The following is a 25,898-nucleotide window of genomic DNA, read 5'->3' as shown; positions in this document are numbered from 1 at the left end:
GAGGAAACACGCGCCGCCTAATTTCTGTCGCACGACAGAAATTCCTGCCCCCTCTCACAGGAGATCGCGTCATGGCGACCAGCACGACGTACGGCGCGCGAGAGCACGCCCGCGCCCAGGAGGGCACCAGAAGCGACACCATGCCGGTGCTCCCGGCCTCGGACTGGCCCGCCCCGCCGGACGGCGTCGCCCCCGCCGACCTCGTGTGGGCCGAAACCGTCGCCGGAGGCGGCTACACCCACAAGGTGCTGGCCCGGGGCACCGAGCTGCGCCTCACCGACCTGGCCGGCGACGCCTGCGCGCACCTGCTGCTCTACGTGGAGGGCCGTCCCTGGGAGCGGCTCAACGTCGCCGACACCGTCAAGGTGCTGTGGAACGCCTACCTCGGCGAAGGCCACCTGCTGCTGTCGGACCAGGGCCGCGTGCTGGCCTCCGTGGTCGCCGACACCTCCGGCCGCCACGACACCGTGTGCGGGACCTCGACCCTGCGGCGCAACACCGCGCGCTACGGCGACGGCACGCCGCACGGCCCCGCCCCCGCCGGGCGGGAACTGTTCACGCTGGCCGCCGCCAAGCACGGCCTGGAGCCCCGGGACCTGCCCCCGTCGATCTCCTTCTTCCAGGGCGTCAGCGTCGGCCCCGACGGCGGCCTCACCTTCACCGGCTCCGCCGGGCCCGGCGCATCGGTCACCCTGCGCGCCGAGCTGCCGCTGACCGTGCTCATCGCCAACACCGCCCACCCGATCGACCCTCGTCCGGCCTACACCTGCACGCCGCTGGAGGTCCTGGCCTGGCGCGCCCGGCCCACCGGTCCCGGCGACCCCCTGTGGCAGGCGAGCCCCGAAGGCCGCCGCGCCTTCCTCAACACCGCCGAGGTGACCCGATGACCCTGCCCGCCACAACCGTGCCCGACGTACCCACGCTCGACGTTCCCGTACTCGATGTCACCGTGCCCGCCCGCGCACCCTGGTCGGCGATCGTCCGCGCGGGGCGGGAACTGACCATCACCGACCTCGGCGGCAACCAGGCCGTCGACTGCCTGCTGTACGACGCGCACGACACCGCCGTCCGCTACAGCGCCCCCGACACCGTCCACGCCCAGGGCGGCATCTTCCTGACCACCGGCAGCGTGCTGATGTCCAACGAGCACACCCCGCTGATGACCGTCGTCGCCGACACCTGCGGCCGCCACGACACCGTCGGCGGCGCCTGCTCCAAGGAGTCCAACACGCTGCGCTACGGACACCACACCTACTCCCAGCACGCCTGCGTGGAGAACTTCCTCATCGAGGGCAGCCGCCACGGGCTCGGCAAACGCGACCTGGTGAGCAACATCAACTGGTTCATGAACGTCCCGGTCGAACCCGACGGCACGCTCGGCATCGTGGACGGCATCTCCGCCCCCGGCCTGGCCGTCACCCTGCGCGCCGAGACCGACGTGCTGGTCCTGGTCTCCAACTGCCCGCAGATCAACAACCCGTGCAACGGCTTCGACCCCACGCCCGTGCGGATGACGATCCGATGAACACCCTCCTCGTCGCCAACCGGGGCGAGATCGCCGTCCGCGTCATCGCCACCGCCCGCCGCCTCGGTCTGCGCACGGTCGCCGTCTACTCCGACGCCGACCGGGGCGCCGCCCACGTCCGCCTGGCCGACCACGCCGTACGTCTCGGCCCCGCCCCCGCCCGCGAGAGCTACCTGGACGCCGACCGGGTGCTGCGGGCAGCCCTGGACAGCGGCGCGGACGCCGTCCACCCCGGTTACGGCTTCCTGTCCGAGGACGCCGCCTTCGCCCGCCGGGTCGAGGCCGCCGGGCTGGCCTTCGTCGGCCCCACCCCCGAGCAGCTCGACCTGTTCGGCGCCAAGCACACCGCCCGCGCCGCCGCCGAGCGGGCCGGCGTTCCCCTGCTCCCCGGCACCGGCCTGCTCCCCGACCTGAACGCCGCCCTGGACGCCGCGCGGGACATCGGATACCCGGTCATGCTCAAGGCCACCGGCGGAGGCGGCGGCATCGGCATGCGCGCCTGCCGCGACGCCGATGACCTGGCCGAGGCCTGGCAGAGCGTGCAGCGCACGGCCGCCGCGAGCTTCGCCTCGGCCGGGCTGTTCCTGGAACGCCTGGTCGAGGGCGGGCGGCACGTCGAGGTCCAGGTCTTCGGCGACGGCATGGGCGGCGTCGTCACGTTCGGCGACCGCGACTGCTCGCTGCAGCGGCGTCACCAGAAGGTGCTGGAGGAGGCCCCCGCTCCCGGCCTGCCGCCGCGGGTGCGGGCCGGGCTCGCCGGCAGCGCCGCCGGTCTGTGCGCCTCGGTGCGCTACCGGTCGGCGGGCACGGTCGAGTTCATCTACGACCCGGTGCGCGCCGAGCCGTACTTCCTGGAGGTCAACACCCGGCTGCAGGTGGAGCACCCCGTCACCGAGGCCATCTACGGCGTCGACCTGGTCGAATGGATGCTGCGCCTGGCCCAGGGCGACGTGGGCCACGTGCACGCCGCGCTGCGGAACCCGCCCCGGGCCGCCGGTCATGCCGTCGAGGCCCGCATCTACGCCGAGGACCCGAGCCGCGACCACCGGCCCGGCGCGGGCCTGCTCACCCGCGTCGAGTTCCCCGAGGGCGTACGGGTCGACGGCTGGGTGGAGACGGGCACGCAGGTGAGCAGCGCCTACGACCCGCTGCTCGCCAAGGTGGTCGCGCACGGCGCCGACCGGGACCAGGCCCTGGACCGGCTGGCCTCGGCGCTGGCCGAGACCCGGATCGACGGCATCGAGACCAACCTCGGGCTGCTGCGCGCGGCCGTGGCCGATCCCTCCGTACGGGCGGCCGCGCACGGCACGGCCACCCTGGCCGGGCTCGCCGACGACTCCCGGCGCATCGAGGTGGTCCGGCCCGGCACCCTGACCACCGTCCAGGACTGGCCGGGACGGACCGGCTACTGGCAGGTGGGCGTGCCGCCGTCGGGGCCGATGGACGACCGCTCCTTCCGGGACGGCAACGCCGCCCTGGGCAACGACCCCGGCGCGCCCGGCCTGGAGTGCACGTTGCGCGGCCCGGCGCTGCGTTTCAGCCACGCCACGACCGTCTGCGTCACCGGCGCGCCCGCGCCCGTCACGGTGGACGGCACGCCCGTCCCCCAGTGGGAGCCGGTCACCGTGCCCGCCGGCGGCGTGCTGGACATCGGCGCGGCCGAAGGGCCGGGGCTGCGGGTCTACCTGCTGGTGGCGGGCGGGTTCGACGTGCCCGCCTACCTCGGCAGCGCCGCGACGTTCACGCTCGGGGGGTTCGGCGGCCACGGCGGACGGGCCCTGCGCGCCGGGGACGTCCTGCACGGCGGAGGTCTCGCCACCCACGCGGGCGCGGCGCCCGTGGGGCGGCCCGAGTTCGGGCACCACTGGCGGATCGGCGTGGTCGAGGGCCCGCACGCCGACCCCGAGTTCTTCACCGGCGACGACATCCGCGACTTCTACGCCGCCCAGTGGAAGGTCCACCACAACTCCGCCCGCACCGGCGTACGCCTGATCGGCCCCAAACCACGCTGGGCGCGTCTCGACGGAGGCGAGGCGGGGCTGCACCCCTCCAACATCCACGACACGCCCTATTCGGTGGGCGCGGTGGACTACACCGGTGACATGCCGGTCGTGCTCGGTCCCGACGGCCCCTCGCTCGGCGGGTTCGTCTGCCCGGCCACCGTCGTCACCTCGGAACGCTGGAAACTCGGCCAGCTGCGGCCCGGGGACACCGTCACCTTCGTCCCCGTGCCCTCCGCGGTCGGCGCCCCGGGCGACGGCGGCGTGCTGCGCCGCCTGCCCGAGACCGGCGAGCGGCCCCGCGTCACCTACCGGCGCAGCGGGGACGACAACATCCTCGTCGAGTACGGGCCGATGGAGCTCGACCTGGGCCTGCGCATGCGGGTGCACGCACTGTCCGAGGCGCTGTCGCAGGCGCTCGCCGTCCGGGATCTGCCCGGCGTTATCGACCTCACCCCCGGCATCCGCTCGCTGCAGATCCACCTCGACCCGGCCGTGCTGTCGCAGCGCGACCTGCTGGCCGAGCTGCTCCGGCTCGAGGACGGCCTGCCGCCCACGGAGGAGCTGGAGGTGCCGAGCCGCGTCGTCCACCTCCCCCTGTCCTGGGACGACCCCGCCACCCGGGAGGCCATCGCCCGTTACATGGCGGGAGTGCGCGACGACGCGCCCTGGTGCCCGTCCAACATCGAGTTCATCCGCCGGGTGAACGGCCTCGCGGACGTGGCCGACGTGCACCGCGTCGTGTTCGACGCCGAGTATCTCGTGCTCGGGCTCGGCGACGTCTATCTCGGCGCGCCCGTGGCCACCCCGCTCGATCCCCGGCACCGGCTGGTCACGACCAAGTACAACCCCGCGCGCACCTGGACCGCCGAGAACTCCGTCGGCATCGGCGGCGCCTACCTGTGCGTCTACGGCATGGAGGGCCCGGGCGGCTACCAGTTCGTGGGCCGTACGACGCAGGTGTGGTCGAGCTGGCAGCAGCGCGGCGCGTTCCAGCCGGGATTCCCCTGGCTGCTGCGTTTCTTCGACCGCATCCGCTGGTATCCGGTGACGGCCGGCGAGTTGCTCGAACTGCGGGCCGACCTGGCGGCGGGGCGGTTCGAACCCAAGATCGAGGAGGGTGTGTTCCGGCTCGCCGACTACCGTCGTTTCCTGGCCGAGCACGCCGAGTCCATCGCGGCCTTCCGCGACCGGCAGGCCGCCGCCTTCGCCGCCGAACGCGCGGCCTGGCAGGCGGCGGGCGAGTTCGACCGGGCGGAGCAGTCCCAGGGCCCGGCCGAGACGGAGCTGGAGCTGCCACCGGGCTGCGAGGTGGTGGAGGCGGAGTTCACCGCGAGCGTCTGGCAGGTCGGCGTCACGCCGGGCCTGCGGGTCGCGGCAGGGCAGCCGCTGGTCGTGCTGGAGGCGATGAAGATGGAGTCCGCCGTCCCGGCCCCCGCCGGCGGCGTCGTCGAACGAGTCCTGGTCGCCCCCGGCGACCAGGTGGAGGCGGGCGCCCCGCTGGTGGTGCTGAGGAGCGATCATGCCTGAGACGACAGCTGAGACGGCACTGGAACGGGCCCGCAGGGCCTACGCCCGGATCACCGAGACCGGCCGCGGCGAGATCTGGATCGACCTGCGGCCACAGGCCGAGGTGGAGGCCGAGGCCGCCGCCGTGGACGCCCGCGTGGCGGGCGGCGAACACCTCCCCCTGGCGGGCCGGACGCTGGCCGTCAAGGGAAACATCGACGTGGCCGGGCTGCCGACCACCGCCGGCTGCCCGTCCTACGCCTACCGGCCGGACGCCGACGCCCCCGCCGTGGCCGCCCTCCGCGCGGCCGGCGCGATCGTGCTGGGCACCACCAACCTGGACCAGTTCGCCACCGGGCTGGTCGGCACCCGCAGCCCGTACGGCGCGGTGCGCGCCGCCACCGACCCGGCGCGGATCTCCGGCGGGTCCAGCTCGGGCTCGGCGGTCGCCGTCGCGCTCGGCCTGGCCGACCTCGCGCTCGGCACCGACACCGCGGGCTCGGGCCGGGTCCCGGCCGCCTTCAACGGCATCGTCGGGCTCAAGCCCACCCGTGGCGTGGTCCCCACCGGCGGAGTGGTCCCGGCCTGCCGGAGCCTGGACTGCGTCAGCGTCTTCGCCCGCACGATCGCCGAGGCCCAGCGGGCCCTGGCCCTCATGGCCGGCCCTTCCGCACGACCCGCGTCGCGCCCTGCCCGCCGTCCTGCCCGCCGTCCTGGGCCGTGGCGGGTGGCCGTGCCCGCCACCGCCGATCTGGGCGCGCTGGCCCCGGGATGGGCCGAGGCGTTCGAGGCCGCGGCCGGCGGGCTGGCCTCGGCGGGCGTGGAGATCCGCCCGATCGACCCCGCTCCCTTCCTGGAGGCTGCCGCGCTGCTCTACCAGGGGGCGTTCGTCGCCGAGCGGTACACCGCCGTCGGCGCGTTCGTGGACGCGCTCATGGACAAGGGCGGCCCGGACCTGGACCCCACCGTCGCCTCCATCATCACCGCGGCCCGTGACCTGCCCGCCCACCGCCTGTTCGCCGACCGGGAACGCCTGGCGGAGCTCCGCGAGCGGGCCATGTCCCTGCTCGGCGACAGCGACGCCCTGCTCCTGCCGGTCGCTCCCCGCCATCCCACCCTGGCCCAGGTCGCGGCCGACCCCGTCGGGGTCAACAGCGACCTGGGACGCTTCACCAACTTCGTCAACCTCTTCGACATGTGCGCGCTCGCCGTACCCGCCGGGCAGGTGGACGGGCTGCCGTACGGCGTGATGCTGGCCGGCCGGGCCCACGCCGACGACGACCTGGCCTCCGTCGCCCGGCTGCTCCGCCCGGCCGCCCGCCTGGCGGTGGTCGGCGCGCACCTGTCGGGACAGCCGCTCAACCACGAACTGACCGCGCGCGGCGGCCGCCTGCTCGTCACCACCGGCACCGCCGCGCGCTACCGGCTGCACGCCCTGGCCACCGACCCGCCCAAACCCGGGCTCGTACGGGTCGCCGAGGGCGGCGCGGCCGTCGAGTGCGAGGTGTGGGAGCTCCCCTCCGAAGGACTGGGCGACCTGCTGTCGGCCCTTCCCCGTCCGATGACGCTGGGCCGGGTCGAACTCGCCGACGGCACGAACGTGCCCGGCTTCCTGTGCGCCCCGGAGGGGCTGCGGGGCGCCGCCGACATCACCGCGTACGGGGGGTGGCGCGCCTACCTGCGATCGGTCCACGGCTGACGCGGCGGGCCCTGCGGGCCGGGGACGCCGTCACAGGGTCACCGGCAGCGCGGTCAGCCGCCACGTGCCGGGGTCGGGGGCGCGCAGCCCGTCGATCGGGGCGGCCAGGGCCAGGCCGGGGAAGCGGCGCAGCAGCGCGGTGATCGCGGCCTGGGTCTGCACGCGGGCCAGGGAGGCGCCCAGGCAGAAGTGCGGGCCGTGGGCGAACCCCAGGTGGCCGGCGCCGGGCGCCCGGGTCACGTCCAGCCGGTCGGGGTCGTCGAACACCCGGGGGTCGCGGTCGGCCGCCGCGATCAGGGCGGTGACCTTCGCACCCTCCGGCACGGTCACGCCGTACAGTTCGACGTCCTGACGGGCGTGACGCGGGATCGCCAGCAGTGCGGGGCCGCACCAGCGGATGAGCTCCTCGACGGCGGCCGGCATCAGCGCGGGATCGGCGCGTACGGCGGCCTCCTGGGCGGGGTGGGACAGCAGGGCGGCCACGGCGTTGGCGATCAGGTTCGTCGGCGTCTGCCCGGCGATGACCAGGTGCCAGACCAGCGTGACGATCTCGGTGTCGCTGAGCCGGTCTCCGCCCTCGGCCCCGTCCTCGGTCTGGGCGCGGACGAGGTCGGCCAGCACGCCTCCGGGCGCGTCCGGTTCGGCCCGGGCGGCGGCGACGGCGGCCCTGGCACCCGCGATGATGCCGGGAATGGCCCGGGCGAAGTCCCCGCCCGCTCCGGCGGCAACGGTGGCGCCCCATTCGCGCCAGTGCGGGCGGTCCCGTTCGGGGATGCCGACCAGCGCGCAGATGACGTCCATCGGCAGCGGCCGGGCGAAGTGGCGCAGCAGGTCGACCTGTCCGCCTTCGGCGTGCGCGGGCAGGTCGTCGAGCAGGGCGCCGACGATGGCGTCGATGCGGGGCCGGAACTCGGCCGCGCGCCGGGGAGTGAAGGCCGGGGCGGCCAGTTTGCGCAGCCGCGCGTGCTCCGGGCCGTGCATCTCGCTCATGGTCCGCATGTACGGCAGGCAGTCGTCGGGGACCGGCGGGCGCATGAAGCTGTCGGCGGTGAGGGCGAAACGGGCGTCGCCGAGCATCGCCCTGGCGCCGTCGTGCCTGGTCAGAGCCCATACAGGGTCGAGGCCGGGGATGCGCAGCCGCGCGAGCGGCGCGGCCTCCCGCGCTCGGCCGTACGCGGTGAAGGGGTCACGCAGGACCTCGGGGTCGGTGAGGTCCACCTCGGGCAGGGAGATCACAGGCAACTCCAAATGATAGTCCCAGATGTTCATGTCATCTGGATGGCGACGGTATCTTGGGCCTCGCCGTACGGCAAGCGGGCGTACGCGGACGAGGAGAACGATGGAACGCCTCACGAGGGCCGAGCTTCAGGCGCGCAACCGGGCCAGGGTGCTGGCCGCCGCCCGGGAGGAGTTCGCCGAGCGGGGATTCCGCGACGCCAAGGTCGACGCGATCGCCGACCGGGCGGGACTCACCCGCGGCGCCGTCTACTCCAACTTCCCCGGCAAGCGGGCCCTGTACTTCTCGGTGCTGGCCGATCTGGCCGAGCGGGAGGCCGCCGTGGACGCCGTGGACGCCGTGGACGGCGCGGCGTCCGGAGCGGGCACGGCCCGGGAGGCGCTCGCCGCGTTCGCCCGCGCCTGGGTCTCCCGGCTTCCGCTGGCCACCGAAGGCCCGGCCAGGCTCGGCATGGACCTGATGCCGGAGGTGCTCGCCGACCAGCGGGTCCGCCGGCCGTTCGCGCAGCTGATGAAGCTGAACGCCATCGTGCTCGGGCTCGCGCTCGAGGGCCTGGGCGTGCCCGGGCGGCGTCTGGTGCGGGTCGCGGAGACGGCCCTGACCACCCTGTACGGCGCGAGCCAGATGGCCGACGCGGCGCCCGGGTTCTCCGAGCCGTTCGACGTCGTCGCGGCGTGCGCCGCCCTGGCGGACCTGGATCTCGGGGACCGGTGGGACGCCCCCCATCTGCCGTTCGTCCCCCGCGCGCGGCCCGCCGACGGGTCGTGGTCGCCGCCGCCCGCGGTGGACGCGCTGGGCGGCGGACCGGCCCCGCTCGCGCGCGACGGCGTGGTGGCGATCCTCGGGCTGCACCGCCTGGGGGCCCTGGAGGAGGCGGCGCGGGCCGCGCCGCCCGCCGGCGAGGTCACCGTGGTCCTGGTCACCGGCGACCCCGGCGAGCTGGGGCCGCTGGCCCGGCTGACCCTCGCCGAGCTGCGCTTCTGCCTGCGCCGGGCGCTGCCCGCGCCCGCCTGGCCGTGCCTGCGCGTGGTGCACGACGAGGAGGGGGCCGTCGCGGCGGCGGCCGGGGTGACCGCAGTGAGCGACGGGACCGAGGCGGCCGTGCGGGTGCGGTCGGGTCGCGTGGTCGCCCGCGCGGACGGGTACGGCGCCTGTCACGCCGCCGCCTCCGCCGAACCCTGACCGCGCGGGCGTGGACACTTGGCGCGACGGTCGAATGCGTGTTCTACTGAACCTCATGCGTCGCGACGCCACTTCCCGCGCGGGGGACCCGAGCCCGGCGCGGCCCCGAGCGCATGAGACGGTGCAGGAGCCGCTCGTCGGTGCGGGCGGTCAAGCGGCCGCAGCCCGCCCGCGCATCGAACGGCAGGCCGTCACCCGCGTCTTCGACGGCATCACCTGCTACGAGGTGCCGGCCCGCGCGGCGCTGGAGCGGGTGCCCGAGGCCGCCGAGCTGCCCTTCGCCTGGGGCGCGAGCCCCTATCGCGGCTGTGAGGCGGGCTGCGGCTACTGCACCGCCCGCCGCGGCCACCGCTACCTGGGCCTGGACCCCGGCACCGACTTCGCCACGAAGATCGTGGTCAAGACCGATCTGGCCCGCCGCCTGCGGCGCGAGCTCGCCGCCCCCCGCTGGGGCGGCGATCCGGTCGCCCTGGGGCTGACCGGCGACTGCTACCAGCCGGCCGAGGAGATCTACCGCCTGATGCCCGGTGTCATCCGGGCCCTCGCCGACGCGGCCAACCCGTTCACCGTGCTCACCAAGAGCCCTCTGGTCCTGCGCGACCTGGACCTGTTACGCGACGCCGCCAAGGTGACCCAGGTCGGCGCCCTGGTATCGGTCGGGTTCGTCGACGACCGCCTGCGGCGCGCCGTCGAGCCGGGGGCCGCGACGCCGCAGCGGCGCCTTGAGGTCTGCGCCGCGCTGAACGAGGCCGGCATACCCTGCGGCGTGCTGATGGCCCCGATCCTGCCGCTCATCACCGACTCCACCGACCACCTGCAGGCCACCGTACGACGGGCGGCCGAGGCGGGCGCGGTCAGCGTCACGCCCATCGTGCTGCGCCTGCCGGCGGGGGCGCGGGAGTGGTACCTGCGGTGGCTGGAGCGCGAGCACCCCGGTCTGGTGCCGCGTTACCAGGCGCTGTACGGCAGGGGCCAGGTCGCCGAGGAGGGCTACCGGCTGCGGATCGCCGAGCAGGTGCGGGCCCTCGCCGAGACCTACGGCATCGGCAGGGACGCCCGGCGCTGGCGGCGGCGCCGCTCCCCCGCCCGCCAGCTCGCCCTCGTCTGATTCCTCGGCCGGCCCGAGCCGCCACCGGTCCCGCGTACCGGCCGGGCCGGGCCGTTCAGCCGGCGGGACGGACGGCGCAGCCGCCGAGGGAGGGTTCCAGGAGGCCGAAGGCGGCCTCGACGTAGCCGGTGAGAGCCGTCGCGATCTCCGCGTCGTCCTGCCCCGCGACCGCGCGGCGGAGCGTCTCGTCGAACAGCAGCCGGTGGACGCCGCCGAGCTGGGCGGCGGCCGCCCGGGGCAGGATGTCGTCGGGCCCGGCGCCGGTCTCCGCGGCCAGCGCGTCGGCCAGGGCCTTCTCGCGCTCGTCGTGGAACTCCCGCAGCCGGGCCGTGAGAGCCGGGCTACCGACGACCATCCGGGCGAAGGCGGGACCGGAGAAGCCGATGACCGGGTCGTGCTCGGCGACCGCGGCGAGGTAGGCGCGACGGAGTGCGGCCAGGGCCGATTCGCCGGGCGCCCTGTCCCGCACGGTCCGGGCCAGTGACTGCACGAACTCCTCGCTCAGGTCGAAGACCAGATCCTCCTTGCGGGGGAAGTAGTTGGTGACCGTCATCTTGGCCACCTGTGCCGCCTCCGCCACCTCGGCGATCGTCACCTTGTCGAAGCCGTGCTCCAGGAACAGCCGCGTGGCCTCATGGGAGATCTTCTCCTTGGTCTGCCGCTTCTTCAGCTCTCTGAGGCCGGTCTTCTCCGCGTCCATGTGCCCACTCTACATCGAATCGACCTAAAATTCGGCTTGACATATTTCTAGGTTGAACATAAGTTTTTCGCTGCCAGCCGGTCCGGGCTCGTGCGACACCGAAGGGACTTGCTTTTGACCACAGCCGCGCTCCCCATCAGCCCCGCCCGCCATCCGAAGGGAGCCGTCGACATCGACCCGGTGAAGGACTACCTCAAGCAGATCGGGCGCACCCCGCTGCTCACCGCCGAGCAAGAAGTGGAGCTGGGCGAGCGCATCGAGGCCGGCCGGCTCGCCATGGAGCGCCTCGCCTCCGGGCCCGGCGACCCGGCCGAGCGGCGCGAGCTGGAGCGGCTGGCCACCGGCGGCCGCCGTGCGAGGGACCACATGGTCGAGGCCAACCTGCGACTGGTCGTGTCGATCGCCAGACGCTACGCCGCCAGGGGTGGGCTGCCACTGCTGGACCTGGTGCAGGAGGGCACCATCGGCATGATGCGCGCGGTGGAAAAGTTCGACCACCGGCGCGGGCTGAAGTTCTCCACCTACGCCACCTGGTGGATCAAGCAGGCGATCGGCCGCGCGCTGGCCGACCAGAGCCGGACGGTCCGCCTCCCCGCGCACGTGGTCGAGGATCTCAACCGGGTCCTGCGTGCCCGGCACGTGATGCAGCTGGAGCTGGGCCGTGCGGCCAGCCCCGAGGAACTGGCGGCCGAGCTCGGCCTGACACCCGAGAAGGTCGAGCGGTTGCTGCGACACGCCCGTGAGCCGATCTCGCTGCACACCCCCGTCGGCGACGACGGCGCCGAGCTCAGCGACCTTCTCGCCGACGACGCGCCCGGTCCCGCCGCCGAGGTCGCCGCTTCCTCGCTCCGCCGTGATCTGGAGGCGGTGCTGGCGACGCTGAGCGAGCGGGAGGCGGCCGTCATCACCCACCGGTACGGCCTGGCCGACGACACGCCGCGGACCCTGGACGAGATCGGCCGGACGTTCGGGGTGACCCGGGAACGCGTCCGCCAGATCGAGGCCAAAGGCATGCGCAAGCTGCGCGAGCCCGCCCGTGCCCGCGTCCTGGCCGACCTCCTCGCCTGACCTCGCCTCGAAAGGACTCCCCCGTGATCCCCGACCCCACGACCGTGCACCCGCTGCCCGCCCACGAGCGGGTGGTCTTCCTCAAACCGCTGGTCAGCTCCCCCACCATCGAGGTCGGTGAGTACACCTACTACGACGACCCCGACGGCGCGACCGGCTTCGAGCACCGCAACGTGCTGTACGCCTACGGGCCGGAGCGGCTGGTCATCGGCAAGTACTGCGCCATCGCCTGCGGCACCCGGTTCCTCATGGCCGGCGCCGACCACCCGACGATGGGCGTGTCGACCTTCCCGTTCACCATGTTCGGCGGCGAGTGGACCGAACGCACCCTCGACATCGTCACCGGCATGCCCAGCCGCGGCGACACCGTGATCGGCAATGACGTCTGGTTCGGCTACCAGGCCACGGTCATGCCCGGAGTGACCATCGGCGACGGCGCCGTCATCGCCACCGGCGCCGTGGTCACCGCCGACGTCCCGCCCTACACCATCGTCGGCGGAAACCCGGCCAGGCCCATCCGCCGCCGCTTCGCCGACGCCGACGTCGAACGGCTGCTGCGGGCGGCCTGGTGGGACTGGCCCGTGGAGCTGGTGACCGAGCATGCCCGCGTCATCATGGCCGGCACCCCCGCCGACATCGCCCGCATCGCCGCCGAGCACGGACTGGAGAAGAGCCTTCGACCCACGTGACCATCACGGAGCACGCCGTGGCCGGCCGCGACGCCGGGCCGTACGCGATCACGACGGGACCGGACGGCGCGCTGTGGACGGCGCTGGAGATCGGCGCGCCGGCCCGCATCGCCCCGGCCCGCGGTCAGCCCTGAAAGACGCTCCCGGGCCCGTCACCTTCGGCGCCGGCCGGCCGCGCGGGCGAAGCGGGCCGACAGCGTGCGCAGGTGACGGGCGAGTTCCGGCGGCGACTCGACGTCGAAGTCGACCCCGAGCGTGCCCGCCACGAGCGCGACCAGCTCGAGTGAGTCGGAGGCCAGTTCCAGCACGCAGGTGTCGTCGTCGACGGGGGTGACGATCCCGTCGACGCGCCCGGCGACCCGGGAGGCGGGAGCGTGCACCCGCAGCCGCGAGCGATACGGCCAGATCTCCTGGCCGATCGACCTGCGCAGGTAGGCCGCCACGTCGCCGCCGGGTGGATCACGATGGGCGAAGCGGGGCCCGTTGGGCGTGCGCAGCGCCATCCGGTCGGCCCGGAAGGTACGCCAGCCGGCCCGGTCGGCGTCCCAGGCGACCAGGTACCACCTGCGGCCCCAGGCGACCAGGCGGTGGGGTTCGGCTACCCGGGTGGACCGGCCCCCGTGATGGCCGGCGTAGTCGAAGCGGAGCGTCTCGGCGGCGCGGATCGCGGCGGAGATCGCGGTGAGGACGGCCGCGTCCACCGTGGGCCCCCCGCGTGGCGGGATCGCGACCATGGCCTCCTCCAGGGTCTGGACCCGATGGCGCAGCCGGGACGGCAGAACGTGCTCGACCTTGGCCAGCGCGCGCACCGCGGCTTCGTCGATCCCGCTGACGCCGCTCGCGGCGCCGGTGCGCAGCCCGACGGTCACCGCCACCGCCTCGTCGTCGTCCAGCAGCAGCGGAGGCAGCGAGGCGCCGGCTCCGAGCCGGTAGCCACCCGCCGGGCCCAGGGCGGCGTGAACCGGATAACCCAGCTCGCGCAGCCTCTCCACGTCACGCCGCACCGTACGGGTCGTGACGTTCAGGCGCTCGGCGAGCTCGGCGCCCGGCCAGTCGCGGCGCGCCTGCAGCAACGACAACATCCGGAGCAGGCGGGCGGAGGTGTCCGACATCCGTCCATGATTACCGCAATGTAGGACGGCGGCTGTCCTCCATAGGCGCGACGCTTCACGCCATGAGCACACCGGAACCCTTCCGCGTCGACATCCCGCAGGCCGATCTCGACGACCTGGCCCTCCGCCTGACCCGCACCCGCTGGCCCGACGAGCTTCCCGGCGCCGGCTGGTCCTACGGGGTGAACAAGGACCACCTCATGGAGCTGGTCGATCACTGGCGCACCGGCTACGACTGGCGCGCGCACGAGGCCCGCCTCAACGAGGTCTCGCAGTTCACCACCGAGATCGACGGCCAGACCGTCCACTTCCTGCACGTCCGCTCCCCCGAGCCCGGCGCCACGCCGCTGATCGTCACGCATGGATGGCCGAGCACGGTGTACGACTTCCTGGAGGTCCTCGGGCCGCTGACGGACCCGCGGGCGTACGGCGGGGACCCGGCCGACGCCTTCCACGTCGTCGCGCCCTCGGTACCGGGCTTCGCGTTCTCCGGCCCGACCCGCGAGAGCGGCTGGGGCGTCGGCCGCGTCGCGCGGGCCTGGGCCGAGCTCATGCGCCGCCTGGGATACGAGCGCTACGGCGCCCAGGGAGGCGACTTCGGCAGCATCGTCTCTCCCGAGCTCGGCCGCGTCGCGCCGGAGCACGTGATCGGCGTCCACGTCAACGCGCTGGTCAACGCCTCGACGGCGGCCGGTCCCGGCGAGATGGACAAGCTGTCCGATGAGGAACGCGAACAGGCCGAGCGCAACCGGAGATGGTGGTACGCCCACTCCGGCTACGCCACCCAGATGTCCACCCGGCCGCAGACGCTGGCCTACGCGCTCAACGACTCCCCCGCCGGGCAGCTGGCCTGGAACCTGGAGTGGTTCGTGGACTGGGACCCCACCCGGACGGAACGCACCCCCGTCGACCGCGACACCGTCTTGACCGATGTCACGATCTTCTGGCTGACCGCGACCGCGGGATCGGCCGCGCGGCTGTACTTCGAGAGCGCGTCGGAGGCCTGGGGCCGGCGGCCGGCGCCCTCACCGGTGCCGACGGGGGTGGCGAACTTCCCCGGCGACCGGGCGATCCGCGGACTGGCGGAGCTGTCGAACACCGTCACGCACTGGTCGCGGTTCCCCCGTGGCGGGCACTTCGCCTCGCTGCAGGCCCCCGACCTGCTGGTCACCGACATCCGGGACTTCTTCCGGAAGCTGAGAGCCCGGTAGCTGAGAGCCGGTAGCCGGGCGGCGGCGCCGGCGGCGCTCCGGCCGCGCGTCGCATGCCCGAGCGGGATGCCGCCCGCTTCGGCGCCGGGCTCGGCGCGACACCCACTTCCGCCCCTGCCCGGCGGGTCGGGGAACGAGGCGTAAACCTGTCGACATCGGGCGCGGAAGGTCCCTACAGTCCCGCCATGCCTGCTTTCAGCGACGCCGACCTCGACCGCTTCGTCTCCGACGGGTTCCTCAAGGTGGAGGAGGCCTTCCCCCGCGAGACCGGTGACCGGATCAGGGAGCAGCTGTGGCGGCAGATCGGGTTGTCCCCCGACCGCCCGGAGGACTGGACGCAGCCGGTGGTGTGGGCGGCCCCCGACCCGACGGGACAGGGCCCGTCCGGGGAGGCGATGCGAAGCCCGCGCCTCGCCGAGGCGCTGGACCTGATCGCCGGCGAGGGCGGATGGGAGCCGCGCGGCACCATCGGCAACACGCCGGTCCGCTTCCCCCACCCCTCCGACGCCGGGGACACCGGCTGGCACATCGACCAGAACACCCCCGGACCGGCCGGCGCCTGGGGAACCGTCACGCTCAGGTCCCGCACGATGCTCGTGCTGGTCCTGCTGTCGGAGGTCGGCCCCGACGACGCGCCCACCCGCATCAGAGCCGGATCCCATCTCGACACCGTCCGCCTGCTGGAGCCGCACGGCGAGGAGGGGCTGGATTTCTTCGCCGCCGGCCCGCTGCTGGACGAGGCGACCTCCCACCGCCCCGAGACCTACGCCACGGGCCTGCCCGGCGACGTCTATCTGTGCCATCCGCACCTCGTCCACGCCGCCCAGCCCCACCACGGGAAACGGCCGCGTTTCATGTCCCAGATCCCGTTCTTCCTCACCGATCCGCTGGCCCCCGGCGACGCCACCCCCCTCGCGCGGGCCGTACGGCTCGGCCTCGGCGGCTGAGAGGATCGCGACCGGACCGGCACCTCTCGCCCCGCCACGCCCCGGGGCCGCACCGGCTCACCGAATCCGGCAGGCCGGAGCCGGCAGCCGCCGCTCGGCCATACCCTGAACGCCGGGAAGATGCGGGTCCGTGCTGCCCGGCCGCCGGGCGTGACCACAGCGAACCGGGAGCGCGGCCGCCCGCATGACATGAGAGGTGCAGCAGAGCGGTGAACCGCGACGCCGCCGTATTGGACGACCCGGTGGGCGAATCGCTGCGCGGTCACCACGCGCATCTCGCCCGCCGGCTCGGCGGGGCCGCCACCTACCCACCGGAGGTCGCCACCTTCTCCACGGTCACGGCGGACCCGGAGGCGGAGGAATGGGCCGACCTCGCCCGGCTGCTCGGCCGGGGCGAGCTCGCCGACATGTTCAGCTGCCCGGCGGCGCCGCCACCGGACTGGGAGCCGGTCTTCGTCCTGGAAGGCCGCCAGATGATCTGGACCGGCGGCCGGCCCGATCACCCCGTCGCCGGCGACGTCGAGGTGGTCGAACTCGGCGCGGACAGCGTGCCCGAGATGCTCGGCCTCGTCGCGCGGACCCGGCCGGGGCCGTTCTGGCCGCGCACCTGCGAACTCGGCACCTATCTCGGCGTCCGGGAGAACGGGACGCTGGTGGCGATGGCGGGCGAGCGGCTCCGGCCGCCGGGATGGGCCGAGATCAGCGCCGTCTGCACCGCCCCCGACGCACGCGGGCGAGGGCTCGCCGCTCACCTGGTCGCCGCGCTCGTCGCGCGTGTCGTGGCCCGCGACGAACGCCCGTTCCTGCACGTGGCCGAGGCGAACACCGGCGCGATCGCCCTCTACGAGCGGCTCGGGTTCGACACCCGGAGGCCCGTGACCTTCCGGGGGTTCCGCACGCCGTGACGGCCCCGCCGCCGCGATCCCGGCGCGGCGCTCAGGCGGGCTCCCTCACCAGCGTGGTGACGAGCCGGAACACCTCGGTGGTGTCGTCCACGCCGCCCACGATGATGATCTTCAGGCTGGCCCGCTCCTCGTCGTAGACGGTCTCGACGCGCAGGGGCCGGTCGGCGGGGGAACGGCTCGCGGCGGCGGCCATCAGCATGTTGCCCAGGGTCGTCATCTCGTCGGGGGCGACGGCGTCGATCTGCACGATGCTCGAGACCTCGACGTGGCGGCGGCGCCGCGCGGCCTCGGCGGCCGGCTGCTCGGCCGGATGCCCCAGGAACGCCTCCAGGTCCTCACGGGCGATGCGGTACTGCTTGCCGATGCGCACCGCCCTGAGCCGCCCGTCGCGCACGTAGTTGCGCACGGTCTTCACGTGCAGGCCCAGCAGGTTCGCCACCTGCTCCACCGAGTACGGCTGCTGCGGCATCCCACTCCCCTCCGTCCGGCTCCCCCACGTACCCTATACAGCCGTCCGACGAGGGATGTTAGGGAGTCCTGAGGGCATGAACGGCCAAGGTCGCGAAAAGGGGCAGGCGACACGGCCGGTAGGCTGCGTTCATGTTCCACCGCAAACCCATCGAAGAGCGCATCGCCGAGCGTGTCGCCAAGCGCCCACCGCTCAAGGAGGGCAAGCACTTCGAGCACCGCCCCGCGCTGATCGTGTTCTGCGTGGTCATCGCGCTCGTCGCTCTGAAGATCGTGGGCGCGTTCGTCCTCATGAAGTCGGGCGTCCAGTAGGACGCCCACCTCACGCGGTGGACCGGACACCGGCGGAGCGGTCGCGGGGCCTAGCCGCGCTCCACAGGCGCGCGGCGACCACCGCCGGGCCCGCGGCCGCGGCCGTCACCAGCCAGACCATGAACGTCGGGTAGAGGTAGGCCAGCTGGACCCATGCGGCGTCGCGGCCATGCGCGAGTAGGCGATGAATCGGGACGATCGTCGCGCACAGCCCGATCGGAGCCAGATACGGCGCCAGCCGCAACAGCTGCCATCCCGTGCGGCGCGCGGCCCATCGGCGGGCACGTACCGTGCCCCGTACCGCAAGTCCGGCGGTGACCAGGGTCAGCAGCGCGAAGAGCACGTCGGTGAGGATCACGGGCTGCCCGGTGGGCACCTGCGCAGTGCCGCCTTCGACGATGGCGACGATGCCGGCCATGAGCTCGTGCGCGTCGGAGAAGGCCATGTTGGCGTTGGCCATGACGGCGATGCCGTAGCCGGACTCCGGCATCAGCAGCTGGTGGGCGCTGGAGGTGAAAAGGTCTCCGCCGTGTTCGAGCACGGCGGTGCCGCGTTCGGTCGTGCCGATCTCCCAGCCGAGGGCGTACCGGTCGTTCGGCTTCGACGGCGTGCGCATCTCCCGGACGGCCCGCGGTGACAGGAGACCCGGGAGGCCGGCGTTCTGCGCGATCAGCCACCTGGCCATGTCGCCGGCGGTGCTGAGGACCCCGCCCGAACCGTTTCCGAACCCCGTGGGCTCGGGCACGGCGACGGCCCGGCCGAGTACGTACAGGTGGCCGCGGGCGCTGCCGGGCAGGTCGCGGTCGGTGTCGATCGTCGTGCTGTGGCGCATGCCGAGGGGCTCGAACACGTTCGCGGTGAGGTAGGCCGCGAACGTGCGGCCGTCGACCACCTCGACGAGCCGCGCGGCGACCTGGTAGTTGGTGTTGTGGTAGCTGAAGGCGGTTCCGGGCTCCGTCGCGAGCACGGCCGTCCTCAGCCGGGCCACGGCGCCTTCGAGCGTCTCCGGCTGGGGCAGGCTCTTCTCGTGGAAGGCCGAGTCGGCCATGCCTGAGGTCTGGTCGAGCAGCTGCCGTACGGTGATCCTCGCGGCCCTGGGGTCGGCCATCGTGAACTCGGGCAGGTAGCGGCGCACCGGCTCGTCGAGAGCGATCTTGCCCTTCTCGGCCAGTCGCATGACGGCCAGGGCGGTGAAGGACTTGCTGACCGAGGCCACCGCCATGGGAGTGTCCGCTGTGACGGGCTCGCCGACGGCCGTCCGGCCGTATCCCGCGGCGTGGACGACCGTGTCGTCTTTCGTGATCGCCACCGCGACGCCGGGCAGTCCCGTGGCCGCGCGGTACTGCGCGACGTAGGCGTCGACCGACGCGGGTAACGACGCGGGCACCGATGCGGGAGTGCCGGGGACCAGGGCGACGACAAGTGCGGCAAGGGCGATTTTGAGCACCCGTCGACGCTATGGAGGCCCTTCACCCGTGCGCCATTGCGGGAACCCGCCGCGTTCGTTACGGGAAACCGCCATGAACACGCGGGTGATGTGCTGCCTAGACTGCAGGCCGTGTCAGGTCGACGTGCTGCGCGCACTTTGGTGGGAGTGCCGGCGGGCGCGGTCCTCGGCGTGGTGGAGCTGGTCATCCTCGTCGTGGCCGGGCCGGTCCGTCTGATCCCGGCGGCGCGGCCCGCCTGCGACCGCGTCGCGGAGCGGTTGCTGGCACTCGAACGGGCCCGGCTCGCCACCTGGCTGGGGCATCCGACGGCTCCTGCCGGTGGCGGATACGGCTTTCTCGCCGTGCGCGCCGCCGTGGGGCTCGTGATCGGCTACGCCATGACGGCCGGACTGGTCGCCGGCGGCCTGCTCGTGTTCGGCGGGTCGCAGGACCTGCTCGCCGGGGAAAGCGAGTCCGTGCCGGTCGATTTCCCGGGTGTGAAGCTGACCAGCAACATCGGGGTGGTGGGGCTGCTGACAGGCGGATTCCTGCTCGTGGTGACCCTGGCCGGCACGCTCGCCGCCGGCGCCGCGGAGCGCCTGCTCGCCGACCGGTTCCTCGGGCCGAGCAGCCAGGAGCGGATGCGCCGGCGCATCGCCGAACTGACCGCCACCAGGTCCGACATCGTCCGCGCCGTGGACGACGAGAGGCGCAGGATCGAGCGCGACCTGCACGACGGTGTCCAGCAGCGCGGGGTGGCGCTGGCCATGCTGCTCGGCCGCGCTGCGCACGCCGCCGACCCGGCCAAGGCCGGCGAGCTGGTCGCCCAGGCCTACACCGAATCACGCCGGCTCCTGGACGAGCTGCGCAGCGTGGCCTGGCGGATCTACCCGACCGCCCTCGACGAGCTGGGGCTGCGTGCCGCGCTCACGGACATCGCCGAGCGGTCGGGCGTGCCGGTGACCGTGCGCTACGGACTGTCCGAACGGCCCGTCACCGAGATCGAGACCGCCCTGTACTTCATCGTCCGCGAGGCGATCAGCAACGCGATCAAGCACGCGGGCGCACGTGACATCCTGGTCGAGGTGGACGAGGACGAGCGGACCGTCGGCGTGAGGGTCCGCGACGACGGCGCGGGTGGCGCCGACCCCTCCGGCGGAGGGCTGTCCGGACTGGCCAGGCGCGTCCGGGCGCTGGACGGGGCGTTCACCGTCGACAGCCCGCCGGGCGGCCCCACCAGGATCGCGGCCACACTGCCCAAGGAGGTCCCGTGCGTGTGATCCTGGCCGACGACTCGGTGCTGCTCCGCGAAGGGCTGACGCGGCTGCTCGCCGACGCCGGGCACGAGATCCCGGCCGCCGTCGGCGACGGGCAGGCGCTCCTCGAAGCGGTCGCCGCGCACCCGCCCGACGTCGCGGTGATCGACGTGCGCATGCCGCCGACGCACACCGACGAAGGGCTGCGGGCGGCTCTGGAGATCCGCGAGCGTCACCCGCGGGTCGGCGTGCTCGTGCTGTCCCAGTACGTGGAGAAGACCTACGCCGCCAGACTCCTCTCGGGCGATGTCGAGGGCCTGGGTTACCTGCTCAAAGACCGCGTCTCGGAGGTGGCCGGCTTCCTCGACGCACTGGAGCGGATACGCGCGGGCGGCACGGCCGTCGACCCCGAAGTGGTCCGCCAGCTGCTCACCCGCACCACCCACGCCGATCCGCTGAGCAGGTTGAGCCCGCGCGAGACAGAGGTGCTGCGGCACCTCGCCCAGGGCTATGTCAACACGGCGATCGCCGAACGCCTGCACGTGTCGCTGAGCACTGTCGAAAAGCACATCCACTCGCTCATGGACAAGCTGGAGCTGCCGCGCGATCCCGGCTACAGCCGCCGGGTGCTGGCCATCCTGCGTTATCTCGACGCGTGAGCACGCCGTGGATGCCGGAGCGTCTCCCCCGGTGTGGTGACGAGGCCACAGTTCCCCACCGAGGTTCGGGGTCCTGCGATCCGAGCGGATCAGGCCTCCAGGGCGCTGCCCTTCTGCCACTTGCTGAACGGCATCTGCCAGAAGCCCCAGCCGTTGTTCCACTCCAGTGCCCGGTCGGTGCCGACGATCTTGACGACGTCGCCCCGGTGGAAGTTGTCGTAGAACCACTTGGCGTCGCTGGGGTGGGCGTTGATGCATCCGTGGCTCACGTTGGCCCGGCCCTGCGAGCCGACCGACCACGGTGCGCCGTGGACGTACTCGCCGCTGTTGGAGATGCGGACGGCGTGGTTGACGACCTCCTTGTAGTACCCGGGGTCGCCCTCCTTCTTCCCGGGAGAGATCATCGTGACCGGGTTGCCGCGTTCCATGGTCAGGTGGACGCCGCTGGTGGTGGTGTACTCGCGGGTGGTCGCCTTGCCGGCGCTGATCTTCATGGTCTTCACGACCTTGCCGTCGCGCCGGACCACCATCATGTGGGTCCTGGTGCTGACCGAGCTGATCCAGGCCGCGCCGATCTTGATGGTCGTGCTGTGGTCCTCGACGCCGTAGGTGTCCTGCCCGGCCTTCACCCCGGTCAGGTGCGCGGTGAACTTGACCTTCTGGTGCGCGGGCCAGTATTTGGCCGTCCGGTAGATGACGAACTTGTCGTCGACCCACCGCCAGGCGCCCTTGACCGGCTTCTCCGCGTCCACTTCGAGGGCCTGCTCCACGGCGGCCTTGTCCTGCACCGGCGCGTTGAACCTCACCATGATCGGCATGCCGACGCCGACGGTCTCCCCCTTGATGCCGGGGGTGACGTCCACGACCTCGAGCCCGACCTTGGGCTTGAGCGTGGTGAAGCGGCTGGTCGCGGTCGCGGGGCCGCCCTGGCCGGTGGCCTTGGCCGACACCGTGTACCTGGCGGAGGGCTTGAGCGGCTGCTTGGAGGTCCACTTGGTGCGGCCGGCGTCGAACTCGCCCTCGAGCGTCTCGCCGCCCGCCTGGACCGTGACCTCCTCCAGTTGGCCGTTGGCGGCGGTGACGACCACGGTCTTGTCGGGACGCACCTTGGCGCTGCCCGTCGCGGGGCTGATCGTGATGGCGGGAGCCGGGACGGCGGGCGCGGCGGTGCCGCCGCCGGAGTCCCCGGTTCCGCCGCCCGACGAGCCTGGCGCGCCCGATCCACCGGAACACGCCGACAGAGCCGCGGTCAACGTGACGGCGACTGCGGCGATCGGCCACCTCGAACGACTACCAGTGCTCAGCACAACTACTACTCCCCCATGAGCGCGAAGGGCACCATAAGACCTTATTCGGGGTTGCCTCTTATGTTGTCATTTTCTCCTGCGCTAAGGTCACATTTCGGTCGCTTCTCCGGTGGAGTCGTCTCTGTTGACGGTAAGGTGCGGGTCAAGACTGATCAAGCACCCAGTCAGCATCCGCCGTGGCGAGGGCCTGCACGTCCGCGTACGACGGGAGGCCGGCGGGGATGTCCCCGCCTCCGGCGACCGCCCGGGCGGTCTCGGCCACCGCGTGCAGGGCGGCCCGCAGGAGCAGCGACCCGGTGCTGATCCGCCGGACGCCGAGCGCGGCCAGACCCGCGACCGTGTGGCGGCCGGGCAGGAACAGCACGTTGAGCGGCAGTTCGACCGCCTCCGCCATTGCCCGCACGTCGTCGTCGCCGGCCACCCCGGGAACGAACGTCCCGTCGGCCCCGGCCTCGGCGAAGGCCCGCTGCCGGGCGAGGGTCTCCCGCAGGTCCCCGGCGCCCAGCCAGTAGGTGTCGGTGCGGGCGTTGACGAACAGCTGCGGCGCCCGCGCCTTGACCGCCGCGATCGTCTCGCACCGCTCGCCGAGGTCCGCCAGTGTGCCGTCCGGCCGGCCGTCCTCGATGTTGACGCCCGCCACGCCCAGGGCGGCCAGGTGGGCGGCGATCTCGGCCACCCCCTCCGGCGTGTCCGCGAAGCCGCCCTCGATGTCCACCGACACCGGGCACGGCAGCTCGGCCAGCCGCCGGGCCAGCGCCAGCGTCTCCGCCGCGGTGTCGCCGGTCGCGTCGGGCTTGCCCGCCGCCGCGGCGACGCCGAGGCTCGTGGTGCCGATCGCGGCGAACCCGGCGGCGGCCAGCACGGCCGCCGAGGCGTGGTCCCAGGCGTTGGGCAGCACCAGGGGGCGCTCGGCGTGATGGAGCGCCCGGAATGTCGCGGCGTGCGTGCTCATCGGTGTCCTTCCGTCGTGTCGGGGTCGTGCAGGCAGAGCCGGGCGGGCACCCGCAGGTTCGGCGACGGCTCGTACGGGAGCTGAGGGTCGGCGAGCCGGTGTCCGGCGGCGGCTTCCACGATGCCCGCGGCCAGGGCGAGCGCGGCGGCCTGCCCCGGGCAGGGCCTGATCCCGTCGCCGAAGCCCAGGTGCTTGCCAGTCATGCACACGTGCTCGCCGTCGCCCCCCTGCCGGAAACGGGCCGGGTCGAAGCGGTGCGGGTCGGGGAAGACCTCGGGGTCCCGGTTGGCCGCCGCCAGGTCCAGCACGAGGACGGCCCCCGCGGGCACGAGGACTCCCCCTGCCGTGGCGTCCTCGGCCGCCACCCGGCGCGTGAGCCGTACGGGCGGGTCCCACCGCAGGGTCTCGGCCAGCAGCGCCTCGACCGGCCACCGCAGGACCAGCTCGGCGGGCATGCGCGTCACGGCGGCGAGGGCGTTGCCCACCAGGCCGGCGGTGGCGTCACACGCCTGCACCAGCACCCCCGCCACGGCGGCCAGCAGGCCCGGATCGGGCGCGTTCCCTCCGCCGAGCGCGGCCGCCAGCACGGCCACCGCCGCGTCGGCCGCGTCCCCGGCGGGCGTCGCGGCGGAAACGGCGGGCAGGTGGTAGGCGGCGGCCATGGCCCGCACCGCGGCGACGACCTCTTCCCGCCGCTCCTCCGGGACGCCGAGCCGCGTGGCGAGAACCCCGACCGGGACGCGGCGCGCGATCGTGGCCATCACGTCGACGGGTGCCCCGCCCGCCAGTTCGGCGCGCGTCCGCTCCCGGGCCTCGCGGCGCAGCCGTGCGGGGTCGAGGGCGTCGAGCGACTCCAGCACGCGCGCACGGCGGCGGGCGTGCTCGGCCCCGTTGCTGAACCTGCTGACCGCTCCCCGCAGCCAGGCCATCCCCGGGGCCGAACCCGTTCCGGGCGGCGCGGCGGGGGCGGCCGGGACGAGGAACCGGGGGTCGGCGAGCACGGCGCGCACGTCCGCGTACCGGGTCAGCCGCCGTTCCCGTACGGCGGGCGGATCTGCTGTCATCGGTGGCCGGGGGCGCGTGGAGGCCGCCCCCTTCACCCCTTTCGTGGTGGTCGTCGCCTCCCAGGCAGGTTAGGGCCGCGATCCTTCGGCTCCGGTCGAACGATGAACGTTTCATGCCCGGGCACGCTGTGCGCGGCTTGTGGGCCTTTGGGCCTTTTCAAGGGTCGCCGCGCGGGTTATCACAGGGCGAGAGGGTGAATGTGATCTCCCGCCCTTCCGAGCGCGATCCACGGCTCCACCGACGTACGGGTTCCACGCGCCGGGTCACCGGCGTCGACCTTTGCACGCCCACTGGGCACCACCGCGATGGAGGACGGCATGCGCCTGTTACGGACCGTGGTCACTCGATTACTCCTGTTGTGTGCGACGGTCGCCGCGGGCGCCGTCGCCGGGGCGGGGGCCGCAAACGCGGCCGTCCCCGACGTGTGGGGATTCGCCTACGTCAACGTGACCTCCGGCGTGCCGAGCATGGCCCACCAGGCGGGCAGCTGGGCGGCCGGGAACGTGTCGGTCTCACCCGGCGTTCCCGGTGAGTTCTTCGTGCGGTTCCCCCAGATCGGCATTCGCGGCGGCGTCGCGCATGTGACGGCGGTCTCGCAGGCGGCCGAGTGGTGCCAGCTGGAGAAGTGGGGACAGAGCGGCTCGGACGAGATCGTGGCGGTGCGGTGCTACCGGTACGGCGGAGGCCCCGCTCCCGACGCGCGGTTCACCATCGTCTTCGCCTCCAGCAGCGGGCCGCTGGCCTCGGCGACCCAGGCGTTCGGCTACATCCACTCGGACGGCAGGTCCATCGTCTCCGACTACAACTCCTCGCTCGCCGCCAACACCGTCGTCCACGACGCCACCGGCGTGTGGACGGTGACGATGCCCGGCCTCGGCGCGACCTCTCCGGCGGGCAACATCCAGGTCACCGCGGTCGACTCGGGCTCGCCGGCGCGGTGCAAGGTGGGTGACTGGAGCTGGTCGGCGGGTGCGCAGAAGTTCCGGGTGCTGTGCCACAACGCGACCACCGCGCTGCGCGACACCGGCTGGACCCTCACCTACCAGCGTGAACGTGCCATCACCGGCGCCGCCGCACCGCCGAGGTTCTTCGCCTACACCTTCGACCACACCCCGGGCAACGCCGGGCCGTACGCGCCGGCCCCCGCCGGGATCAACTTCAACAACGCGGGGGCGGTCAACACGGTGCAGTCGGCCGGGCTCGGCCTGCGCCTGGTGCGCTTCCCCGCGGTCGGATCGCCGCCCGACGACGTCCAGGTGACGGCGTTCGGAGCCGGCCCCGGGTTCTGCAACCTGCTCACGGTGTGGGGCGTGTCGGGTTCGGAGGCCGTGGTCCGCGACGTGGCCTGCTACAGCGGCGGCGTGCGGGCCGCCCAGCAGGCGTTCGTGACCTACACCTCCAAGTACTGACATCACCCCCGGCCGGGGCGGGCCGGGCGGTGGCGGGGCGGCGCGGTTCGCGTCCCCTGTCACCGGACCGACCGTCACCGGACCGACGACCGGGCACGACCCGCCGGGCCAGCCCCGGCGCGGCCTCTCGCACGACCTGTCATGGAGGACA

At 73.6% G+C, this 25,898-nt stretch carries 24 protein-coding genes; 16 read left to right on the top strand and 8 right to left on the bottom strand.

Annotation, left to right across the window (positions count from 1 at the left end; translation table 11 throughout):
* Positions 1 to 71 precede the first annotated feature (71 nt).
* Genes ACWEQG_RS27080 through atzF form a run of 4 tightly spaced genes read left to right on the top strand, consistent with a single transcriptional unit; the run spans position 72 to position 6,733 of the window.
* Complete coding sequence (locus ACWEQG_RS27080) at positions 72 to 887, top strand: urea amidolyase associated protein UAAP1 (protein ID WP_452288869.1); 816 nt, start codon at positions 72 to 74, stop codon at positions 885 to 887.
* On the top strand, positions 884 to 1,525 hold the full coding sequence (locus ACWEQG_RS27075; RefSeq protein WP_452288867.1) for an urea amidolyase associated protein UAAP2: 642 nt from the start codon (positions 884 to 886) through the stop codon (positions 1,523 to 1,525). The genes ACWEQG_RS27080 and ACWEQG_RS27075 overlap by 4 nt, the downstream gene beginning before the upstream one ends.
* Positions 1,522 to 5,055, top strand: coding sequence for a 5-oxoprolinase/urea amidolyase family protein (locus ACWEQG_RS27070; protein WP_452288865.1), 3,534 nt, complete (start codon positions 1,522 to 1,524; stop codon positions 5,053 to 5,055). Before ACWEQG_RS27075 ends, ACWEQG_RS27070 begins: the two co-directional genes overlap by 4 nt.
* Positions 5,048 to 6,733, top strand: coding sequence for an allophanate hydrolase (gene atzF / locus ACWEQG_RS27065; protein ID WP_452288863.1), 1,686 nt, complete (start codon positions 5,048 to 5,050; stop codon positions 6,731 to 6,733). The genes ACWEQG_RS27070 and atzF overlap by 8 nt, the downstream gene beginning before the upstream one ends.
* Before the next feature lie 30 nt (positions 6,734 to 6,763).
* On the opposite strand, the gene ACWEQG_RS27060 is transcribed toward atzF, so the two are convergent.
* Complete coding sequence (locus tag ACWEQG_RS27060; protein ID WP_452289168.1) at positions 6,764 to 7,969, bottom strand: cytochrome P450; 1,206 nt, start codon at positions 7,967 to 7,969, stop codon at positions 6,764 to 6,766.
* Between the two features lie 103 nt (positions 7,970 to 8,072).
* Between ACWEQG_RS27060 and ACWEQG_RS27055 the strand changes: the two genes are divergently transcribed.
* Positions 8,073 to 9,152, top strand: coding sequence for a TetR/AcrR family transcriptional regulator (locus ACWEQG_RS27055; RefSeq protein ID WP_452288861.1), 1,080 nt, complete (start codon positions 8,073 to 8,075; stop codon positions 9,150 to 9,152).
* 121 nt (positions 9,153 to 9,273) lie between these two features.
* Positions 9,274 to 10,260, top strand: coding sequence for a radical SAM protein (locus ACWEQG_RS27050; RefSeq protein WP_452288859.1), 987 nt, complete (start codon positions 9,274 to 9,276; stop codon positions 10,258 to 10,260).
* A gap of 55 nt (positions 10,261 to 10,315) precedes the next feature.
* On the opposite strand, the gene ACWEQG_RS27045 is transcribed toward ACWEQG_RS27050, so the two are convergent.
* Positions 10,316 to 10,960 (bottom strand): TetR/AcrR family transcriptional regulator, encoded by a 645-nt coding sequence (locus ACWEQG_RS27045; protein WP_452288857.1) that lies wholly within the window; start codon positions 10,958 to 10,960, stop codon positions 10,316 to 10,318.
* A gap of 114 nt (positions 10,961 to 11,074) precedes the next feature.
* Here ACWEQG_RS27045 and ACWEQG_RS27040 point away from each other — a divergent pair, with 114 nt between their 5' ends.
* Genes ACWEQG_RS27040 through ACWEQG_RS27030 form a run of 3 tightly spaced genes read left to right on the top strand, consistent with a single transcriptional unit; the run spans position 11,075 to position 12,851 of the window.
* Positions 11,075 to 12,028 carry a sigma-70 family RNA polymerase sigma factor gene (locus tag ACWEQG_RS27040; RefSeq protein ID WP_452288855.1) on the top strand — a complete coding sequence of 318 codons (954 nt, stop codon included), beginning with the start codon at positions 11,075 to 11,077 and terminating at the stop codon, positions 12,026 to 12,028.
* A 23-nt stretch (positions 12,029 to 12,051) separates the two neighbouring features.
* Positions 12,052 to 12,717, top strand: coding sequence for a CatB-related O-acetyltransferase (locus tag ACWEQG_RS27035; protein ID WP_452288853.1), 666 nt, complete (start codon positions 12,052 to 12,054; stop codon positions 12,715 to 12,717).
* A complete protein-coding gene (locus ACWEQG_RS27030) occupies positions 12,714 to 12,851 on the top strand; it encodes a hypothetical protein (protein WP_452288851.1) in 138 nt (45 codons plus the stop codon). The genes ACWEQG_RS27035 and ACWEQG_RS27030 overlap by 4 nt, the downstream gene beginning before the upstream one ends.
* An 18-nt stretch (positions 12,852 to 12,869) precedes the next feature.
* Here the strand turns inward: ACWEQG_RS27030 and ACWEQG_RS27025 are convergent, their stop codons facing one another.
* Positions 12,870 to 13,829: a helix-turn-helix transcriptional regulator gene (locus ACWEQG_RS27025; RefSeq protein ID WP_452288849.1), complete on the bottom strand. Its 960-nt coding sequence runs from the start codon at positions 13,827 to 13,829 to the stop codon at positions 12,870 to 12,872.
* Positions 13,830 to 13,891: 62 nt separating this feature from the next.
* On the opposite strand from ACWEQG_RS27025, the gene ACWEQG_RS27020 reads away from it, so the two are divergent.
* The 3 genes from ACWEQG_RS27020 (at position 13,892) to ACWEQG_RS27010 (ending at position 16,892) form a co-directional block, all read left to right on the top strand.
* Positions 13,892 to 15,040: an epoxide hydrolase family protein gene (locus ACWEQG_RS27020; protein ID WP_452288847.1), complete on the top strand. Its 1,149-nt coding sequence runs from the start codon at positions 13,892 to 13,894 to the stop codon at positions 15,038 to 15,040.
* Between the two features lie 185 nt (positions 15,041 to 15,225).
* Complete coding sequence (locus ACWEQG_RS27015; protein WP_452288845.1) at positions 15,226 to 15,987, top strand: phytanoyl-CoA dioxygenase family protein; 762 nt, start codon at positions 15,226 to 15,228, stop codon at positions 15,985 to 15,987.
* A 209-nt stretch (positions 15,988 to 16,196) separates the two neighbouring features.
* Positions 16,197 to 16,892, top strand: a complete 696-nt coding sequence (locus ACWEQG_RS27010; RefSeq protein WP_452288843.1) for a GNAT family N-acetyltransferase — start codon at positions 16,197 to 16,199, stop codon at positions 16,890 to 16,892.
* 31 nt (positions 16,893 to 16,923) lie between these two features.
* On the opposite strand, the gene ACWEQG_RS27005 is transcribed toward ACWEQG_RS27010, so the two are convergent.
* Positions 16,924 to 17,361, bottom strand: coding sequence for a helix-turn-helix domain-containing protein (locus tag ACWEQG_RS27005; protein WP_452288841.1), 438 nt, complete (start codon positions 17,359 to 17,361; stop codon positions 16,924 to 16,926).
* A 131-nt stretch (positions 17,362 to 17,492) separates the two neighbouring features.
* On the opposite strand from ACWEQG_RS27005, the gene ACWEQG_RS27000 reads away from it, so the two are divergent.
* On the top strand, positions 17,493 to 17,672 hold the full coding sequence (locus ACWEQG_RS27000) for a hypothetical protein (protein ID WP_363463409.1): 180 nt from the start codon (positions 17,493 to 17,495) through the stop codon (positions 17,670 to 17,672).
* 10 nt (positions 17,673 to 17,682) lie between these two features.
* On the opposite strand, the gene ACWEQG_RS26995 is transcribed toward ACWEQG_RS27000, so the two are convergent.
* Positions 17,683 to 19,119 carry a serine hydrolase domain-containing protein gene (locus tag ACWEQG_RS26995; RefSeq protein ID WP_452288839.1) on the bottom strand — a complete coding sequence of 479 codons (1,437 nt, stop codon included), beginning with the start codon at positions 19,117 to 19,119 and terminating at the stop codon, positions 17,683 to 17,685.
* Positions 19,120 to 19,230: 111 nt separating this feature from the next.
* Here ACWEQG_RS26995 and ACWEQG_RS26990 point away from each other — a divergent pair, with 111 nt between their 5' ends.
* Positions 19,231 to 20,379, top strand: coding sequence for a sensor histidine kinase (locus ACWEQG_RS26990; RefSeq protein WP_452288837.1), 1,149 nt, complete (start codon positions 19,231 to 19,233; stop codon positions 20,377 to 20,379).
* Complete coding sequence (locus tag ACWEQG_RS26985; protein ID WP_452288835.1) at positions 20,370 to 21,014, top strand: response regulator; 645 nt, start codon at positions 20,370 to 20,372, stop codon at positions 21,012 to 21,014. The genes ACWEQG_RS26990 and ACWEQG_RS26985 overlap by 10 nt, the downstream gene beginning before the upstream one ends.
* Before the next feature lie 89 nt (positions 21,015 to 21,103).
* Here the strand turns inward: ACWEQG_RS26985 and ACWEQG_RS26980 are convergent, their stop codons facing one another.
* The 3 genes from ACWEQG_RS26980 to ACWEQG_RS26970 all read right to left on the bottom strand — a co-directional run bounded on the left by ACWEQG_RS26980 (position 21,104) and on the right by ACWEQG_RS26970 (position 24,337).
* Positions 21,104 to 22,321, bottom strand: a complete 1,218-nt coding sequence (locus ACWEQG_RS26980) for an Ig-like domain-containing protein (protein ID WP_452288833.1) — start codon at positions 22,319 to 22,321, stop codon at positions 21,104 to 21,106.
* Positions 22,322 to 22,463: 142 nt separating this feature from the next.
* The gene (locus tag ACWEQG_RS26975; RefSeq protein ID WP_452288831.1) at positions 22,464 to 23,273 is read right to left on the bottom strand and encodes an isocitrate lyase/PEP mutase family protein; all 810 of its coding nucleotides are present in this window, start codon (positions 23,271 to 23,273) and stop codon (positions 22,464 to 22,466) included.
* Positions 23,270 to 24,337 carry a cytochrome P450 gene (locus ACWEQG_RS26970; protein WP_452288829.1) on the bottom strand — a complete coding sequence of 356 codons (1,068 nt, stop codon included), beginning with the start codon at positions 24,335 to 24,337 and terminating at the stop codon, positions 23,270 to 23,272. Before ACWEQG_RS26970 ends, ACWEQG_RS26975 begins: the two co-directional genes overlap by 4 nt.
* Positions 24,338 to 24,655: 318 nt before the next feature.
* On the opposite strand from ACWEQG_RS26970, the gene ACWEQG_RS26965 reads away from it, so the two are divergent.
* Positions 24,656 to 25,747, top strand: a complete 1,092-nt coding sequence (locus ACWEQG_RS26965; protein WP_452288827.1) for a hypothetical protein — start codon at positions 24,656 to 24,658, stop codon at positions 25,745 to 25,747.
* Positions 25,748 to 25,898: the final 151 nt, after the last annotated feature.

The organism is Microbispora sp. NPDC004025 (assembly GCF_053604425.1).
The sequence above is the reverse complement of the archived record's forward strand: the minus strand, read 5'-3'. Positions and strand labels throughout refer to the sequence as shown.